This is a genomic window from Cellulomonas terrae, from assembly GCF_007990265.1.
Classification (GTDB): Bacteria; Actinomycetota; Actinomycetes; order Actinomycetales; family Cellulomonadaceae; genus Cellulomonas; species Cellulomonas terrae.
Window position 1 is genome coordinate 189,656 of record NZ_BJWH01000004.1, and the last position, 17,673, is coordinate 207,328.

Genomic DNA, 17,673 nt, shown 5'->3' on the forward strand with positions numbered 1-17,673 from the left:
CCGTCAGTCCGTCGAGCGCTCCCGCTCCCAGGCGTCACGGTAGTGGGGGACCGTTGCGAGCAGGTTGCTGTGCGACCCGCGGGCCAGCACGCCCCCGGCGCCCAGCAGCACGACCTCGTCGGCCGCTGCCAGCGGGCTGAGCCGGTGGGTCACGACCACGACGCCCCGCGGGTCGTCCAGCAGGTCGGTGACCAGGGCGTCGGCGCGTTCGGGGTCGAGGTGCTCGGCGGGCTCGTCGACGAGCAGGAGCTCGGCAGGGGACACCAGGGCGCGCGCGACGAGCAACCGGCGCCGCTCGCCCCCCGACACGGTGCGCGCGTCCGGGCCGACGACGGTGTCGAGCCCGTCGGGCAGCCCGCCGAGCCACTCCGCCAGCCCGACCCGCGCCAGGACGTCGGTCGCCTCCGTGGAGGTGAGGTCGCCACGTCCGACGCGCAGGTTCTCCAGGACGGTCGTCCCGAAGACGTGGGCGTCCTCGGTGCCCACGACGACCGCGGCGGCCACGGCGTGCCGGTCGAGGTGGTCCACGTCGTGCCCGTCGAGCGTGAGGGTGCCGGCCTGCCGGGGGAGCAGCCCGGCGAGGGTGAGCAGGGTGGTCGTCTTGCCCGTGCCGGACGGCCCGACGAGGGCGACCGAACGGCCCGGGCGCAGGTCGAGGGAGAGCCCGGTGACGACGGGCTGGGTCCCCGGCCACCCGCACGCGAGGTCCGTCGCGACGAGCGGGGGCCGTCCGGCCGCGCCGTCGGTGGCGGGTGGGTCGGTCGGTGCGTCGAGCAGCGCGAGGACCCGGACCGCCGCCGCGCGCGAGCGCTGCACCTGGATCGCCGCGGCGGGCAGCAGAGACGTCGCCTCGAACGCCGCGAGCGGGGTGAGCACGACGACCGCGAGCTCGACGGGGGAGAGCAGCCCGGCCCCGACGGCCGGGACGCCGGTGAGCAGGGCCGCCAGCATCGCTGCACCGACCGCGAGCTGACCGAGCCCTGCGGCGACTGCGGCCGGACCGGCCCCGGCGTCGGTGGCAGCCGCCAGGCGGCGGTCGGACTCGCGCAGGGCCGCCAGCTCCTGGTCCGCCCGGCCGCCGACGAGCAGCGGTCCGGCGTCGTCGAGCAGGCCGAGGGCGGTCGCGGTCATGTCCGAGCGGCTCTGCAGCGCGCGCTGCTCGGTCGTGCGCGCGGCGCGGGCGGCGATCGCGGGGGCGACGACCCCCGCGAGCACGAGGCACGCACCGAGCGCGAGGCCGGCCGGCGGCCAGAACGCGCACATCGCGATCACCGTGCCCGCTCCGAGCGCGGCGGCGACACCGGCGGGCAGCAGCCCACGGACCACCACGTCGCCGACCGTGTCGACGTCCGCGCCGACCCGCGCGAGCAGGTCCCCGCGTCGCACCCGCAGCAGCGTCTCGGGCCGGGCGACCGCGAGCCGCTCGTACAGCGTGGTGCGCAGCTCGGTCATGCCGCGCAGGGCGACGTCGTGGGAGACCAGCCGCTCCAGGTAGCGCAGGACCCCGCGGCCGATGCCGAAGGCGCGCACCGCGACGGTCGCGACCGACAGCTGCAGCACGGGCGGCATCTGCGAGGCGCGGGCGATCAGCCACGCCGAGACCGCCGCGAGGGCGACCCCGCAGCCGAGCGCGAGCGTCCCGAGCAGCAGCGCGAGGGCGAACCGGCGCGGATCGAGGTCCAGGAGGCGGACCGCGCGCCGCAGCGTGCCGCGGCTCATGCGAGCACCGCTGCGGCCGACCGGACCTGCACGACGTCGTCGGCGACCGCGACGAGCGACGGACGGTGCGCCACGAGCAGGACGGTCCGGCCGGCGTCCCGCAGCGCCCGGACGGTGTCGAGCACCACCCGCTCGCCGGCGGCGTCCAGGTGCGCGGTGGGCTCGTCGAGGATCACCAGCGGCGTCTGCGCGAGGAGCGTGCGCGTCAGGGCGACGCGCTGCCGCTGCCCCAGGCTCAGGCCCGCGCCGCCCCGTCCCAGCGCGGTGGCCCAGCCGTCGGGCAGGGCGGCGAGCACGGTGTCGAGGCCAGTGAGCGCGGCGGCCGCGGCACGCGAGGCGTCGTCGCCGCCGACGAGCTCGGCCACCGTGCCCGGCTCCAGCACGGGTCGCTGCGGCAGCCAGGACACCTGGGCCCACACGGAGGAGGGATCGAGGTCGGCGAGGTCCACGCCGTCGATCGAGGCGCGCCCCTCGTCGGGTCGCAGCAGGCCGAGCGCGACCTCGAGCGCGGTCGTCTTGCCGGCGCCGCTCGGCCCGGTCAGCGCGACGACCGTGCCGGGCCGGAGCACGAGGTCGAGCCCGTGCGGGGTGCTGCCCCCCGAGGTCCGCACCCCCACGGCGTCGAGCCGCAGGGTCGCCGTCCGCAGGTCCGGCGCGGTCCGCGTCCCCGCCGGCGGGACCGGTGTCTCCAGCACCTCGAAGGCCCGTCCTGCCGCCGCGACGCCGTCGGCAGCGGCGTGGAACTGGACCCCCACCTGGCGCAGCGGGAGGAACACCTCGGGCGCGAGGACGAGGACCGCGATCCCGGTGACCAGGTCGAGGTCCCCTTCCACCAGGCGCAACCCGATGCCGACCGCGACGAGGGCGACCGACAGCGTGGTCAGCAGCTCGAGGACCATGCCGGACAGGAACGCGATGCGCAGCGTCCCCATCGTGGCCTGCCGGTGCGCGTCGCCGAGCGTCCGCACGCGAGCGCCCGGCCCGCGCTCGCGACCGTGCGCGCGCAGGGTCGGCAGACCGGCGAGCAGGTCGAGGACCTGCGCACCGAGCCGCTGCATGCTGACCAGCCCTCGCTCGGACCGGCCCTGCGTCAGCCGTCCGACGAGGACCATGAAGATCGGGACCAGCGGGATCACGACGACGAGGATCGCGGCCGAGACCCAGTCGAGCCCGAGGACCACGAGCAGGACGCCGGGCGTCACGGTGGCCGCGAGCACGAGCTGCGGCAGGTACCGCACGAAGTACGGCTCGAGCGCGTCGAGCCCACGGGTCGCCAGAGTGACCACCGACGGTCCCTCGCCGGACGCGAGCCAGCGCGGACCCAGCGCCACGGCGTGCGCCACGACCTGCTCGCGCAGCTCGGCCACCGTCCGCGTGGCGGCTCGGTGCGCGAAGCGCTCCTGCGTCGCGGTCACCAGCGTCCGGGCGACGACGACGGCTGCCAGCCACGCGATCGTCGGAGCCAGGACGTCGAGCGTGGCGCCGTCCGAGACGGCGGCGCCGAGCGCGTGCGCGAGCAGCAGCGCCTGCGCGACGACCAGCGCCGCCGTGACCACGCCGAGCGCCGCGGTCAGCGCGACGTACCCGCGTGCGGCTCGCGCGTGCCGCAGCAGGCGCGGGTCGAGCGGCCTCACTTGTCGGGCGTGCTCAGGGCGGGCAGCTTCTCGAAGGTGAGACCGGTGTGGTCCGGGATCCGGTCCGCGGAGATCCGCTTGCGGAACACCCAGTACGTCCAGCCCTGGTAGAGCAGGACCAGCGGGGTGAGGAACGCGGCCACCCAGGTCATGACCGTGAGCGTGTAGTCCGTCGACGACGCGTTCGTGACGGTCAGCGAGTTGGCCGGGTCGAACGCGGGCATGACGTCGGGGTACATCGACCCGAAGATCAGGACGACCGCTGCGACGATGGCGACGGCCGACGCCGTGAACGCGAGCCCTTCCTTGCGGCGCTGCGCGGCGACGACGAGCACGACCAGCGCGCCGGCCGCGACGACGACGGCCGCCCACGTCCACGGCACCGAGTAGGCCAGCTGCGCCCACACGGCCCAGGCGCCGGCCACGACGAGCGTCACGACGGACGCCCGTGCCGCGAACGCCCCGGCGCGGACGCGGACGTCACCGTCGGACTTCAGCGCGAGGAACACCGCGCCGTGCGTGAGGAAGATCAGGGCGGTCGTGGCGCCACCGAGCAGCGCGAACGGGTTGAGCAGGGCCCAGAAACCCCCGACGTACTGGTGGTCGGCGTCGAGCTCGACACCCCGGACGAGGTTGCCGAACGCCACGCCCCAGAGCACGGCCGGCACCCACGAGCCCACCATCAGGCACCGGTCGGCCAGCGACCGCCAGCGCGGGTCGTCGATCTTGCCGCGCCACTCGAACGCGACCACGCGCACGATGAGCGCCAGCAGGATGAGCAGGAGCGGCAGGTAGAACCCGGAGAACATCGTCGCGTACCACTCCGGGAACGCCGCGAACGTCGCGCCGCCGGCCGTGAGCAGCCACACCTCGTTGCCGTCCCAGACCGGGCCGATCGTGTTGATCATGACGCGGCGGTCCCGGTCCTTGGTCGCGCGGTCGCCGCGGGACAGCAGCCCCAGCAGCATGCCGACGCCGAAGTCGAAACCCTCCAGCACGAGGTAGCCGGTCCACAGGACCGCGATGAGGAGGAACCAGACGGTCGTGAGCTCCATGGTCGTCTGCTCCGCTCAGTACGCGAACGACAGCGGGCGCTCGTGCGCCGTGTCCGGGTCGTTTTCGGGGTTGTCCGGGCTGGGGTCGTGCTCGCTGTCCGCCACGCCCTGGATCGCGTACCGGTGCATCAGGCGGTACCAGAACACGGCGAGGACCCCGTAGAGGAGCGTGAACGCGATCAGGCTCGTGAGGACCGTCCCCGTGCTGGTCACCGTCGAGACGCCGCGGGCGGTGAGCAGCCAGACGCCGTCCACGCCGCCGGGGTTCGGGTTGGGCGCGACGACCCACGGCTGGCGGCCCATCTCGGTGAAGATCCAACCGAACGAGGAGGCCAGGAACGGGGTCGCGATGGCGGCGATGCCGAGGCGGCCGACCCACACGTTCCCGCTCACCCGGCCCTTGCGGGTCACCCAGAACGCGACCAGCGCGAGCGCGGCCGAGCCGAGGGCGAACCCGATCATGAGGCGGAAGCCCCAGTAGGTGACGGCGAGGTTCGGGATGTAGCTGATGGGCTCGCCGTTCGCGTCCGTGTACCCGAACTTCTCCTCGTACTCCTGCTGCAGCTGGTCGGTGCCCTGCAGGGTGGCGGAGAAGTCGCCCGTCGCCAGGAACGAGAGGGCGCCGGGGATCTCCAGGAGGTGGGTGACCTTGTCGCAGTCGGCGCCGGTGCCCAGCGGCCCGATCGCGAGGATCGAGAACGGCACGCTCGACGTCGTCTGGCACAGCGCCTCGGCGGCGGCCATCTTCGTCGGCTGCTGCTCGAACATGAGCTTGGCCTGCTGGTCCCCGCTCAGGGCGACGCCCACGCCCGAGATCACCATCACGATGACGCCGAGGACCACGGCGGGGCGGTACACGTCGCGGGCCTTGTCCGCCTGACCGGCGCGCACGAGACGCACCATCCACCAGGCGGCGATCCCGGCGACGAACGTGCCGGCGGTGAGGAAGGCGGCCGAGATCGTGTGCGGGAACGCCGCGAGCAGGGTGTTGTTCGTGAGGATGGCGCCGATGTCCGTCATCTCCGCCCGCCCGCGTTCCTCGTTGAACGTGGCGCCGACGGGGTGCTGCATCCAGGAGTTCGCCGCGAGGATGAAGTAGGCGGACAGGTTCGTCGCGATCGCGACGGCCCAGATGCAGGCCAGGTGGATCTTCTTCGGCAGTTTGTCCCAGCCGAAGATCCACAGGCCCAGGAACGTCGACTCGACGAAGAACGCGGCGAGCGCCTCCATCGCCAGCGGGGCACCGAACACGTCGCCCACGAAGCGGGAGTACTCGCTCCACGCCATGCCGAACTGGAACTCCTGCACGATGCCGGTGGCCACACCGATCGCGAAGTTGATGAGCAGGAGCTTTCCGAAGAACTTGGTGAGCCGCAGCCAGCGCTCGTTCCCGGTCCGCACCCAGGCCGTCTGCATGATCGCGACGAGGGGCGCCAGGCCGATCGTCAACGGGACGAAGATGAAGTGGTAGACGGTCGTGATGCCGAACTGCCACCGTGCCACGTCCAGCGTGTCCACGAGTCCTCCGGGGCCTACAGGTGCGTCGGGCCTTCGGTCCACGCGCCCGACGGACGAGACGACTGTCCAGGTCAGGCGGCCTGGCCAGAACGCGAGGACCGAGTCCAGTCTGCCCCTGCCGACGGGGTGCCGGAAGCCAGTCACGACCGGGCGTGCATCACACCGGGACGCGCCGCGGAAACGGAGCGGCACGCCGTACGAAGGCCCCTGTGCGATACTGACCCCGGCTCCTAGGACGACCACACCGCCCCGGGACCCTTGAGCTCGCAGCACCAGCATGTCGTGCGCGCCAGCCGCCGCTTCGCCGCCCGCTGGTCCCCGATCGGGACTGACGGCTCCGGCCCCGCAGGCGATGGCGCCGACCGGGTGCAGCAGCCACGACCGCCGACTTTCCGTCGCCGCGCAGCACGCGTGCGACGACCGACCGACCGAGTACCGCCGCGTGTGGGTGGCGATACCCGGTACCCAGGAGCACTTCGCGTGACCGACGAGAACACCCCCACCGCAGACGTGACGACCGCCGGGGGTGAGGCACCGCCCGCACCCCCGCGCCGCCGCCGTGCCACCCGCGTGACCGCCGCCCCCAGCAACGACGCCCCGGCAGCCGCCGTGGTCACCGTGCCGGCACCGGTCGAGCCGCCCGCCGAGCCCGCAGCCACCCCCGCGCCGGTCGTCGAGGTGTCGAGCGACGACGCCCCGGCCGCACCGCCGAAGAAGAAGTCCCGCCGCGTCACGCGCACCGTGGTCGTCGCGTCGGCGGACGAGGCGCCGTCCGCCCCCGTCGAGGCCCCGGCGCCGCAGACTGCCGCCGTCGAGGAGACGCCCGCGGTCGACGTGGCCCCGGACGTCGTCGCGGAGGAGCCCGTCGCGGCTGCGCCGCGTCGTCGCCGCTCCGGAACCCGCGCCGCGGCAGCCCCGGCGCCGGCGCCCGAGCCGCTCGTCGAGGACGAGGAGGCCGAGGGCGCAGCGACGCTCGACGTCCTGGCCGAGCTGGCCGCCGCGGGCGCGCCGGTCGAGCCCGACGTGGCCCCCGAGCCGGCGAACGCCACCACGAGCACCACCTCCACCGGGTCCCGCTTCGCCACGACGGCGCTCCTCTTCCAGGCGCCGGACCCGACCGCTGCGCGCCCGCGCCGCCGCCGGGCGCAGGTCGGCACGGGCTCGCCGGAGGAGATCTCCGAGGCCGCCCACCGCGACGCGGAGGCGGACGCGACCGAGGCCGTCGAGCAGGTCGAGCCGGCGGAGCAGGCCGCCGCGCCCGCGTCGCGCGGCTCGCGCCGCCGTGGCCGTCGCGGTCGCAGCGGTGACGCGGCCCCCGCCGAGGACACCGCCGCCGACGAGGTCGAGGTCGAGGTTCCCGTCGACGAGGTCGCCGAGGACCGCGAGGTCGACGACCAGGTCGAGACCGACGAGGACGAGGACGCCGAGGCGACCGACGAGGGCACCGGCGGTGCCCCCCGTCGCCGTCGTCGCCGCGGCGGCCGCGGCCGACGCAGCCGACCCGAGTCCGGTGGCGCGCCCGAGGACGCCGACGAGCCCGACGACGAGTCCGACGAGAGCGCCGAGGGCGACGCGGAGTCCGACGCCGACGAGTCCGCGGGGGAGGGCGACGGTTCGAGCCGTCGCCGCCGCCGTCGTCGTCGGGGGTCCTCGCGGGGTGACTCGGGCGACCAGGCCGAGGCCCGCCCGGCCCGCACGCGCGCGCCCAGCGACGAGGTCACCGCACTGCGCGGGTCCACCCGCCTCGAGGCCAAGCGTCAGCGCAGGCGGGACGGCCGCGACGCCGGCCGCCGCCGCCAGATCATCACGGAGTCCGAGTTCCTGGCTCGCCGCGAGTCGGTCGACCGCTCGATGATCGTGCGGGAGAAGAACGCGCGCACGCAGATCGCCGTGCTCGAGGACGGGGTGCTCGTCGAGCACTACGTGTCCAACCAGGCGCAGTCGTCGATGGTCGGCAACGTGTACCTCGGTCGCGTGCAGAACGTGCTGCCCAGCATGGAGGCCGCGTTCGTCGACGTCGGCAAGGGTCGCAACGCCGTGCTCTACGCCGGTGAGGTCAACTGGGACGCCGCCGGGCTCGAGGGGGGTTCGGCGCGCCGCATCGAGCAGGCGCTCAAGTCCGGCGACCCGGTCCTGGTGCAGGTCACCAAGGACCCCATCGGCCACAAGGGCGCCCGCCTGACCTCGCAGGTCACGCTCGCCGGCCGCTACCTGGTCTACGTGCCCGGTGGCGGCATGACCGGCATCAGCCGCAAGCTGCCCGACACCGAGCGCAACCGTCTGAAGAAGATCCTGCGCGAGATCGTCCCGGACACCGCGGGCGTCATCGTCCGCACCGCGGCCGAGGGGGCCAGCGAGGACGAGCTGCGCGCGGACATCGCCCGCCTGCAGGGGCAGTGGGAGGCCATCGAGAAGAAGTCGAAGACCGCGTCGGCCCCGGCCCTGCTCCAGGGTGAGCCGGACATGGCCATCCGCGTGGTCCGCGACATCTTCAACGACGACTTCTCGTCGCTGATCGTGGAGGGGGCCGAGGCCTGGTCGACGATCTCGTCGTACATCGACGAGCTCGCGCCGGACCTGGCGCAGAAGGTGTCCCGCTGGGAGTCCGACGCGGACGTCTTCGCCGAGCACCGCATCGACGAGCAGCTGGCCAAGGGCATGGACCGCAAGGTCTGGCTGCCGTCGGGTGGCTCGCTGGTCATCGACCGCACCGAGGCCATGACGGTCGTCGACGTCAACACCGGCAAGTTCACGGGCTCGGGCGGCACGCTCGAGGAGACCGTGACGCGCAACAACCTCGAGGCCGCCGAGGAGATCGTCCGCCAGCTCCGGCTGCGCGACATCGGCGGCATCATCGTCATCGACTTCATCGACATGGTGCTCGAGTCCAACCGTGACCTCGTGCTGCGCCGCCTGGTGGAGTGCCTGGGCCGGGACCGGACCAAGCACCAGGTCGCCGAGGTCACCTCGCTCGGCCTGGTCCAGATGACGCGCAAGCGTGTCGGCCAGGGCCTGGTCGAGGCGTTCAGCGAGACGTGCGAGCACTGCCACGGGCGGGGCTTCATCGTGCACGAGGAGCCGATCGAGAAGAACAACCAGCGTCCCGACGCCGGCGCCCAGCAGCAGCCCACCGCCAACTCCGACGGCGAGGCCAAGAGGTCGCGCCGCAAGCGTGGGGGTGCCAAGGAGCCGGTCGCGCACGTCCCGCACGCGGGTGTGCCGGTCCTGCCCGAGGCCCGAGAGGCGGTCAAGGCGACGCTCGCGACCATCGCCGCGGCCGCCGCCCACGCGCACGAGCACGAGCACGAGCACCACGCGCCGGCCGCAGCCGAGCCGACGGACTCCGTCACGCCCAGCGCTCCTGCTCTCGACGTGCTCGCGGAGTTCGCGGGCTCGAAGGCGGCGGCCGAGCCCGTGCCGGACGGCCCGTTCGAGGAGCTCGAGCTGACGGCGGTCCCCGCGGACGTGTTCGAGCCGGAGCGCGCGGAGCCGACCGTCGAGCCCGAGGACGACGCCGCCACCCAGCAGGACTGACGACGAGGCTCGTGCCGGTCAGCCGACCGGCACGAGCGCCTCGTCGCGGGGCGTGAGCCGAACACGGGCGACGCGGTCCTCCATGCGGGCGAGCCACCGCTCGCGTCGCTGCGGGGACACCTCGGCCACCCGCGGGTGGCTCAGCCATCGCGCCGGTACGCCCATCTTGTGCCAGACCCCGCGGACCGACGCCTTCTGCGCGGTGTTGCCGAACAGCCACCGGTAGGCGGGTCCCGGCGTCGCCATCGTCGTCGCCACGGTGACGCGCTGGAGTCGCACGAACCGTGCCCGGGGCAGGCCGAGGACGCCGTCCTCGTAGGCCCAGCCGGGCACGAGCACCTTGTCGATGAAGCCCTTCATCACGGCCGGTGCGGTCTCCCACCAGACGGGGTGGACCAGGACGAGGTGGTCGGCGGCGTCGATCCGGCGCTGCAGGTCGGCGACGACCGGGTCGATGGTCGCGTGAGCCCGCCAGGCCGCGAGGTCCGCGCGGCGCATGACCGGGTCGAAGCCCGAGGCGTCGAGGTCGACGAGGTCCACCTCCCGTCCGGCCCGCCGCGCACCGTGCACCGCGGCGTCGGCGAGCGCGTGGCAGAAGCTGCCCTCGTAGGGGTGGTTGACGACGATCATCGTGCGCACGGCAGCTCCTTGAACGATGTTAAATTGAACGCTGTTAGATTGATTTAACGACGTTCAGTTGTCAAGGTGAGGCGGAACCCGAGGGGAGGGCGGTGCGGATGGCGCAGCGACTGGATCGCGAGCGGATCGTCCGGCGCGCCCTCGACCTGCTCGACGAGGTCGGCCTGGACGGCCTCACGCTGCGCCGGCTGGCGAGCGACCTCGGGGTGCAGGCGGCCGCGCTGTACTGGCACGTCCCGAGCAAGGCGGCGCTGCTCGACGAGATGGCGACGACCATGCTCCGCGACCTCATCGAGCAGGCGAACGACGAGCTCGCCGCGCTGGCGGGGGAGCCGTGGCAGGACTGCGTCCTGCTCTCTGCCGACCGGTTCCGGGCGGCGCTCCTGGCCCGCCGGGACGGCGCCCGGGTGTTCAGCGGCACCTACCTCACTGACGAGCGGCTGGCCGGTTGGGTCGAGCTGCCGCTGTCGATCCTTGTCGACGCCGGCTTCCCCACGGCCGACGCGACGCGTGCCTGGGGGACTCTCCTGGCGTTCGTGCAGGGGTTCGCGGTCGAGGAGCAGGCGCAGCCGCCGGGCGCGGGCGCAGACGTCGACGAGCGCTTCGCGTTCGGGGTCGACGTGATCGTGCGCGGGCTGGAGTCCCGGCTCGCGGCGGCCGACGTGCGTTCCGTCACGTCGGCCCTGGCGCAGCACGACCACGTTTGACCCTGCGCCGTGCGGTCCGTACCCTAGAACGTCGGCGCGTCGTGTGCGCGCTGGTCAGGTGTGCCGCCGTAGCGGCGCCGACGCGAACCCCCACGGGAACCGGCCAAGACCGGTGGCAGCGGGATGTGCGCGGGCGCAGGCAGGGCGCATCCCGAGCATGGTGACCTAGGCAGTTCGACGAGCAGAGATGAGCAGCAACGTGGTGTACGCGATCGTGAAGGCTGGCGGCCGCCAGGAGAAGGTCGCGGTGGGCGACGTCGTCGTCGTCGACCGCCTCGCCGCGCAGGCCGGGTCGACCATCGAGCTGACCGCCCTGCTGCTCGTCGACGGTGAGAAGGTCACCACCGACGCCAAGGCGCTGGCCAAGGTCAAGGTGACGGCGGAGGTCGTGCGGGACGAGAAGGGTCCCAAGATCGACATCCTCAAGTACAAGAACAAGACCGGCTACCGCAAGCGCCAGGGTCACCGCCAGAAGCTGACCCGCCTCAAGGTCACCGGCATCTCCTGATCTCACGCGCCGCGGCCTGCAGGCTGCGGACCCCCATTCTCTGAGCACGAAAGCAGGTTCGTCATGGCACACAAGAAGGGCGCGAGCTCCTCGCGCAACGGTCGCGACTCCAACGCCCAGCGCCTGGGCGTCAAGCGCTTCGGTGGCCAGGTCGTGAAGGCCGGCGAGATCATCGTCCGCCAGCGCGGCACGCACTTCCACCCCGGTGTGAACGTCGGCCGTGGCGGCGACGACACGCTGTTCGCCCTCGCCCCCGGCGCCGTGACCTTCGGGACGCGCCGTGGCCGCAAGGTCATCGACATCGTCGCGGCGGCCGAGGTCTGAGTTTTCAGGACGATGCGGCATCGGTCCGCGTCGGGTCATTCGTGGAAGGGGCGCACCGGTGCGGTGCGCCCCTTCTGCGTGTGAGGATCAAGCAGCAAGAGCAAGGGAGGTTCAGCCGTGGTGACATTCGTCGACCGGGTCGTGCTGCATGCGACCGGCGGTGACGGTGGGCACGGTTGTGCGTCCATCCACCGGGAGAAGTTCAAGCCGCTCGCCGGCCCCGACGGGGGCAACGGCGGCAACGGTGGCTCGGTGATCATCCAGGTCGACCCGCAGGTCACCACGCTGCTCGACTACCACCACTCGCCCCACCGGCACGCGCCGTCCGGCACCCAGGGCATGGGCGACCACCGCTCCGGCTCCACCGGCGCGGACCTGGTGCTCGGCGTCCCCGACGGCACCGTCGTGAAGTCCCCCGACGGCACGGTCCTCGCTGACCTCGTCGGCGTCGGGGCCCAGTACGTCGCCGCCGCCGGTGGCCGTGGGGGACTCGGCAACGCCGCGCTCGCCTCGCAGCGGCGCAAGGCCCCCGGCTTCGCGCTGCTCGGCGAGCCCGGGACCGAGCAGGACATCGTGCTCGAGCTCAAGACGATCGCCGACGTCGCCCTCGTCGGGTACCCGAGCGCCGGCAAGTCCAGCCTCGTCGCCGCGATCTCCGCGGCCCGGCCGAAGATCGCCGACTACCCGTTCACGACGCTCGTCCCGAACCTGGGCGTCGTGCAGGCGGGCAGCGCGCGGTACACCGTCGCCGACGTCCCCGGGCTCATCCCCGGCGCGTCCGAGGGGCGTGGCCTCGGCCTGGAGTTCCTGCGGCACATCGAGCGCTGCGCGGTCATCGTGCACGTGCTCGACTGCGCGACCCTCGAGCCGGACCGCGACCCGCTGTCGGACCTCGAGGACATCGAGGCCGAGCTGCGGACCTACGCTGGCGACCTGACGATCGAGGGCGGCCGCGTGCCGCTCCTGGAGCGGCCGCAGATCGTCGTGCTGAACAAGATCGACGTCCCCGAGGCGCGCGAGCTCGCCGAGCTGGTCAAGCCTGACCTCGAGGCCCGCGGGTTCCGCGTGTTCGAGGTGTCGACGGCGAGCCACGAGGGTCTGCGCCCGCTGACGTTCGCGCTCGGCGAGATCGTCGACAAGGCCCGACGGGACGCGCCGGCGCCGGAGAACACGCGCGTCGTGCTGCGTCCGAAGGCCGTCGACGACGCCGGGTTCACCGTGACCCGCCGCGAGGTCGAGGGGCAGGGCGTCTACTTCTGGGTGCGGGGCGAGAAGCCCGAGCGCTGGGTGCGTCAGACCGACTTCTCCAACGACGAGGCCGTCGGCTACCTGGCCGACCGGCTGGCACGCCTGGGCGTCGAGGAGAAGCTCTTCGCCACGGGCGCCGTCGCCGGCGACGAGGTGCGCATCGGTCCGGAGCACAACGCCGTGGTGTTCGACTGGGAGCCGACGCTCATGACCGGGTCGGAGTTCCTCGGCGGTCCCCGTGGTGTCGACCTGCGGCTCGAGGACCACTCGCGCCCGACGCGCGGCGAGAAGCGCCAGGAGTACAAGGAGCGCATGGACGCCAAGACGGAGGCGCGCGAGGAGCTGTGGACCGAGCGTGAGGCCGGCGTCTGGACGGACGCGGCGGAGAGCTGACGTCCGCGCACCGGATAAGCGCGTGACCAGCGGCAGCCACGCGGCAGAATGCGGGGCGTGACCGTCGACGCCCTGCAGGACCGCCAGCAGCTGGTCTCGGCGTCCCGGGTGGTCGTCAAGATCGGCTCGTCGTCGCTGACCGGGCCTGACGGTCGGCTCGCCCCGGAGCGGCTGAACGCGCTGGTCGACGTGCTCGCCGCGCGCCGGGCCGCCGGTGGGCAGGTGGTGCTGGTGTCCTCCGGAGCGATCGCGGCCGGCCTGGGCCCGCTCGGTCTGGCGGCCCGCCCGCGGGACCTGGCGACGCAGCAGGCGGCCGCGTCGGTGGGTCAGGGGCTGCTCGTCGCGCACTACACCGCCGCCTTCGCCCGGTACGGGCTGCAGGTCGGGCAGGTGCTGCTGACCGCCGACGACACCGTCCGTCGCGTGCACTACCGCAACGCGCACCGGGCGCTCACCCGGCTCCTCGACCTCGGCATCGTGCCGGTCATCAACGAGAACGACGCCGTGGCCACCGACGAGATCCGGTTCGGGGACAACGACCGGCTCGCGGCACTGGTCTCGCACCTGGTGCACGCGGACGCGCTGCTGCTGCTCAGTGACGTCGACTCGCTCTACACCGGCCCACCGTCGCGCGACGGGTCCCGGCGCATCGCGTCCGTCGTCCACGCCCAGGACCTCGAGGGGATCGACGTCGCGTCGCGGGGGAGTGCCGTCGGCACCGGCGGGATGGTGACCAAGCTCGAGTCGGTCGCGATCGCGACGCAGTCCGGGGTGCCCGTCGTCCTCACGTCCGCCGCGCAGGCGGCGCAGGCGCTCGACGGGCAGGACGTCGGCACCTGGTTCACCGCCACCGGTCGGCGCACCTCGATCCGCCGGCTGTGGCTCGCGCACGCCGCCAACACACGGGGGCGGCTGGTGCTCGACGCCGGTGCGGTCAGGGCCGTGCTCGAGCGCGGGACCTCGTTGCTGCCTGCCGGGGTGACCGGCGTCGAGGGCGCGTTCGAGGCGGGCGACCCCGTCGAGCTCGTGGGACCCGACGGCCACCTCGTGGCGCGCGGGCTGGTCTCCTACGACGCCGACGAGGTACCGCCGTTGCTGGGCCGCTCGACCTCCGAGCTGCGCGCGTCCCTGGGCCCCGGCTACGACCGCGAGCTGGTCCACCGCGACGACCTGGTCCTGGTCCGCAGGCGCCGCTGACCACCCGCCACGGCGTCGTGGAGCGTGCGCCGAGGACGTCCGCGCCGGGGCGGGCCCATCCCGTGATGTGAGATGCCCGTCCCGATCGTTGACATTGCTCACGGCGCGGCCGACCCTCCTGCGCAGGTCACGAGCTCCGCCCAGCGGAGCGGCAGCCCGAGGGCGACCCAGCCCGTCCGACTCCAGCAGGGGGAACCCACCATGTCCGTCGACGTCCTCCCGTCCGCAGTCGGGGCCCGCTACGGCGGCGCCGCGCCGGACACCGTCGCTGCGAGCGCGGTGATCGAGCTCCAGATCGCCCACCGCTCGGTCCGTCGAAGTGCGATGACCGACGCGAAGGAGCTCTCATGACGCGCGCCCTGGGACCGCTGACGGTCTCCCCGGTCGGGCTCGGCGGCATGTCGTTGACCGGCGCGTACGGCACTGCCGACCGCGACGAGTCCGTCGCCACCGTGCGGCGCGCACTCGACCTGGGCGTCACGTTCTTCGACACCGCCGACGTGTACGCGGACGGCGAGAACGAGCGCCTGCTCGGGCCTCTGCTGGCGCCGCACCGCGAGTCCGTCGTGCTCGCCACCAAGGTCGGCCTCGGGGTGCGGGGGCGGCAGGTCGACGGGCGGCCCGCGCACGTGCACCGAGCAATCGACGCGAGCCTCTCGCGCCTCGGCTGGGACCACGTCGACCTGTACTACCTGCACCGGGTGGACCCGCTGGTGCCGATCGAGGAGACCGTCGGCGCGCTCGCGGAGGTCGTGGCCGCGGGCAAGGCCCGGCACGTCGGCCTGTCCGAGGCGTCCGCGGCGACGATCCGGCGGGCCCACGCGGTCCACCCGCTCGCGGCCGTGCAGAGCGAGTACTCGCTGTTCCACCGCGGGGTCGAGGACGAGGTCCTGCCTACCCTGCGCGAGCTCGGCATCGGCTTCGTGCCGTTCTCGCCGCTCGGCCGGGGCATCCTCAGCGGCACGGTGACGTCCACCGCGTTCGACCCGGGCGACACCCGTGCCCGGCACGAGCGCTATCAGGGTGACGCGTTCGCCGCGAACGTCCGGCTCGCGGCGCGCCTGCGCACCCTCGCCGACTCCCGCGGGGTGCCCGCGGCGCGGCTCGCCCTGGCGTGGGTGCTGGCTCAGGGCGACGACGTCGTCCCGATCCCCGGCACCCGGCATGCGGCCCACCTCGCCTCCAACGTCGAGGCGGCCGACCTCGTCCTCGACGCCGCCGACCTGGCCGCGATCACCGACGCCGTGCCGGCCGACGCCGTCGTCGGGGTACGGCACCCGCAGCCGCACCTGCTCGACGGCTGACCGACCCTCACCACGAAGGAGCCCACCATGACCGACACCACCGCCCGGCCCGGCGCCCCGGCCGAGCACCTCAGCCTCGACGAGGCCGCTGCGCTGGCGCCCGTGGTGACGCCCGCGGAGGCCGCCGAGCGCGTGGCACGCGGCGCGTTCCTCGTCGACGTGCGCAGCGAGGTCGGCCGGTCCCGCGCCGGCTCGATCCCGGGCGCGACCGTCGCCGACCGGTACGCGATCGACGACGAGTTCGACCTCACGGCCGCCACCCGGCACACCCCCGTCGTCTCGCTGGACACGCCCATCGTCGTCGTCTGCGGCTCGGTCCGCGGTTCCGGCCCGGTCGCGGCGGAGCTCCGCGCGAAGGGGTTCACCGACGTGGTGCACGTCGAGGGCGGCTTCCCGGCCTGGAAGGACGCCGGGCTGCCCACGACGGCACCCGTCGACTGAGCCGACCCACCGTCTCCCACGACGACCGGCGCTCGGGCCAGGAGATGTTCCGGCTCCCGGCGGGCGCCGGAGGGCCACCGGCGGCGGGACTACCCTGGTGCGATGACGACGTCGCTCGACCAGCAGGTGCAGACGACAGCCGAGACGGACGTGACGGCGCAGGTCCGCGCGGTCGCGGAGCGGGCCAAGACCGCCTCCCGCCGGCTCGCCACCGCGACCCGCGCCACCAAGGACGCCGCACTGCGCGCGATGGCGGACGCGCTCGTCGCGGCCACGCCCGAGATCGTCGCGGCGAACGCGGTGGACCTGGAGCGCGGCCGCGTCAACGGCACGTCCGCGGGACTGCTGGACCGGCTCGCGCTGACGCCCGAGCGCATCGCGGCCATCGCGGACGCGTTGCGGGAGCTGGCCGCGCTGCCGGACCCGGTGGGGGAGGTCGTGCGCGGCCAGACGCTGCCGAACGGTCTGCGGATGCGCCAGGTGCGGGTGCCGATGGGCGTGGTCGGCATGATCTACGAGGCCCGGCCGAACGTGACCGTCGACGCTGCGGGGCTGGCGCTCAAGAGCGGCAACGCGGTCATCCTGCGCGGTGGCTCGGCCGCGGCGGCGAGCAACGAGGTCATCGTCGACGTGCTGTCGCAGGCTCTCGTCGCGCAGCGCCTGCCCGGCGCCCTGGTCCAGTCCATCGACGCGTGGGGCCGTGAGGGTGCCGTGGCGCTCATGCACGCCCGCGGTCTGGTGGACGTCCTCGTCCCGCGCGGTGGGGCCGACCTCATCCGGACGGTCGTGCGGGAGTCGACGGTGCCGGTCGTGGAGACGGGCGTCGGCAACGTGCACGTCTACGTCGACGAGACCGCCGACCTCGCCGTCGCCATCCCGATCCTGCTGAACTCCAAGACGCAGCGCGTGGGCGTCTGCAACGCCGCGGAGACCCTCCTCGTGCACCAGGCGGTCGCCGACGAGTTCCTGCCGGTCGCCCTGGCGATGCTCGCCGACGCGGGCGTGACGATCCACGGCGACGAGGCGACCCTCGCGCTGGCGCCGGACGAGGTCGCCTGCGTCCCGGCGACGGAGGAGGACTGGGCGACCGAGTACCTCTCGCTCGACCTCGCGGTGCGGGTCGTGGACTCGCTCGACGAGGCCCTGGAGCACATCCGTGAGTGGAGCTCCGGGCACACCGAGGCGATCGTCACACGGGACCTCGCGGCGTCCGAACGGTTCGTCGCCGAGGTGGACTCCGCCGCGGTCATGGTGAACGCGTCGACCCGGTTCACCGACGGCGGCCAGCTGGGCCTGGGGGCCGAGATCGGGATCTCCACGCAGAAGCTGCACGCGCGGGGGCCGATGGGCCTCGGGGAGCTCACCACCACGAAGTGGATCGTGCACGGCGACGGGCACGTCCGACCCTGATCGCACAGCCGGTCGTGCGACACTGAGGGCTTCTCGCCCCAC

At 73.7% G+C, this 17,673-nt stretch carries 15 protein-coding genes; 10 read left to right on the forward strand and 5 right to left on the reverse strand.

Translation table 11 applies throughout. From position 1 onward, the window contains the following. Positions 1 to 3 precede the first annotated feature (3 nt). Genes cydC through CTE05_RS06445 form a run of 4 tightly spaced genes read right to left on the reverse strand, consistent with a single transcriptional unit; the run spans position 4 to position 5,926 of the window. Positions 4 to 1,719 (reverse strand): thiol reductant ABC exporter subunit CydC, encoded by a 1,716-nt coding sequence (gene cydC / locus CTE05_RS06430; RefSeq protein ID WP_146845276.1) that lies wholly within the window; start codon positions 1,717 to 1,719, stop codon positions 4 to 6. Continuing rightward, on the reverse strand, positions 1,716 to 3,353 hold the full coding sequence (cydD, locus tag CTE05_RS06435; protein ID WP_146845277.1) for a thiol reductant ABC exporter subunit CydD: 1,638 nt from the start codon (positions 3,351 to 3,353) through the stop codon (positions 1,716 to 1,718). Before cydD ends, cydC begins: the two co-directional genes overlap by 4 nt. After that, positions 3,350 to 4,408 (reverse strand): cytochrome d ubiquinol oxidase subunit II, encoded by a 1,059-nt coding sequence (gene cydB, locus CTE05_RS06440; protein WP_146845278.1) that lies wholly within the window; start codon positions 4,406 to 4,408, stop codon positions 3,350 to 3,352. Before cydB ends, cydD begins: the two co-directional genes overlap by 4 nt. A 15-nt stretch (positions 4,409 to 4,423) precedes the next feature. Beyond that, positions 4,424 to 5,926 carry a cytochrome ubiquinol oxidase subunit I gene (locus tag CTE05_RS06445; protein ID WP_146845279.1) on the reverse strand — a complete coding sequence of 501 codons (1,503 nt, stop codon included), beginning with the start codon at positions 5,924 to 5,926 and terminating at the stop codon, positions 4,424 to 4,426. A 480-nt stretch (positions 5,927 to 6,406) separates the two neighbouring features. Between CTE05_RS06445 and CTE05_RS06450 the strand changes: the two genes are divergently transcribed. Then, on the forward strand, positions 6,407 to 9,460 hold the full coding sequence (locus CTE05_RS06450; protein WP_146845280.1) for an Rne/Rng family ribonuclease: 3,054 nt from the start codon (positions 6,407 to 6,409) through the stop codon (positions 9,458 to 9,460). 18 nt (positions 9,461 to 9,478) lie between these two features. Here the strand turns inward: CTE05_RS06450 and CTE05_RS06455 are convergent, their stop codons facing one another. Next, complete coding sequence (locus CTE05_RS06455) at positions 9,479 to 10,090, reverse strand: NAD(P)H-dependent oxidoreductase (RefSeq protein ID WP_246123367.1); 612 nt, start codon at positions 10,088 to 10,090, stop codon at positions 9,479 to 9,481. 107 nt (positions 10,091 to 10,197) lie between these two features. Here CTE05_RS06455 and CTE05_RS06460 point away from each other — a divergent pair, with 107 nt between their 5' ends. The 9 genes from CTE05_RS06460 to CTE05_RS06495 all read left to right on the forward strand — a co-directional run bounded on the left by CTE05_RS06460 (position 10,198) and on the right by CTE05_RS06495 (position 17,631). Further along, on the forward strand, positions 10,198 to 10,806 hold the full coding sequence (locus CTE05_RS06460; protein WP_146845282.1) for a TetR/AcrR family transcriptional regulator C-terminal domain-containing protein: 609 nt from the start codon (positions 10,198 to 10,200) through the stop codon (positions 10,804 to 10,806). A 199-nt stretch (positions 10,807 to 11,005) separates the two neighbouring features. Then, on the forward strand, positions 11,006 to 11,314 hold the full coding sequence (gene rplU, locus CTE05_RS06465) for a 50S ribosomal protein L21 (RefSeq protein ID WP_186814764.1): 309 nt from the start codon (positions 11,006 to 11,008) through the stop codon (positions 11,312 to 11,314). A 63-nt stretch (positions 11,315 to 11,377) separates the two neighbouring features. After that, positions 11,378 to 11,638: a 50S ribosomal protein L27 gene (rpmA, locus tag CTE05_RS06470; RefSeq protein WP_146845283.1), complete on the forward strand. Its 261-nt coding sequence runs from the start codon at positions 11,378 to 11,380 to the stop codon at positions 11,636 to 11,638. A gap of 117 nt (positions 11,639 to 11,755) precedes the next feature. Continuing rightward, positions 11,756 to 13,279, forward strand: coding sequence for a GTPase ObgE (obgE, locus tag CTE05_RS06475; protein ID WP_146845284.1), 1,524 nt, complete (start codon positions 11,756 to 11,758; stop codon positions 13,277 to 13,279). A gap of 48 nt (positions 13,280 to 13,327) precedes the next feature. Beyond that, positions 13,328 to 14,476 (forward strand): glutamate 5-kinase, encoded by a 1,149-nt coding sequence (gene proB, locus CTE05_RS06480; RefSeq protein WP_146845285.1) that lies wholly within the window; start codon positions 13,328 to 13,330, stop codon positions 14,474 to 14,476. Positions 14,477 to 14,677: 201 nt separating this feature from the next. Next, positions 14,678 to 14,827 (forward strand): hypothetical protein, encoded by a 150-nt coding sequence (locus tag CTE05_RS20180; RefSeq protein ID WP_186814758.1) that lies wholly within the window; start codon positions 14,678 to 14,680, stop codon positions 14,825 to 14,827. Beyond that, positions 14,824 to 15,780, forward strand: coding sequence for an aldo/keto reductase (locus tag CTE05_RS06485; RefSeq protein ID WP_146845286.1), 957 nt, complete (start codon positions 14,824 to 14,826; stop codon positions 15,778 to 15,780). The genes CTE05_RS20180 and CTE05_RS06485 overlap by 4 nt, the downstream gene beginning before the upstream one ends. 27 nt (positions 15,781 to 15,807) lie before the next feature. Continuing rightward, positions 15,808 to 16,221: a rhodanese-like domain-containing protein gene (locus CTE05_RS06490; protein WP_146845287.1), complete on the forward strand. Its 414-nt coding sequence runs from the start codon at positions 15,808 to 15,810 to the stop codon at positions 16,219 to 16,221. A 102-nt stretch (positions 16,222 to 16,323) separates the two neighbouring features. Continuing rightward, complete coding sequence (locus CTE05_RS06495) at positions 16,324 to 17,631, forward strand: glutamate-5-semialdehyde dehydrogenase (RefSeq protein ID WP_146845288.1); 1,308 nt, start codon at positions 16,324 to 16,326, stop codon at positions 17,629 to 17,631. The last annotated feature ends 42 nt before the right edge of the window (positions 17,632 to 17,673 follow it).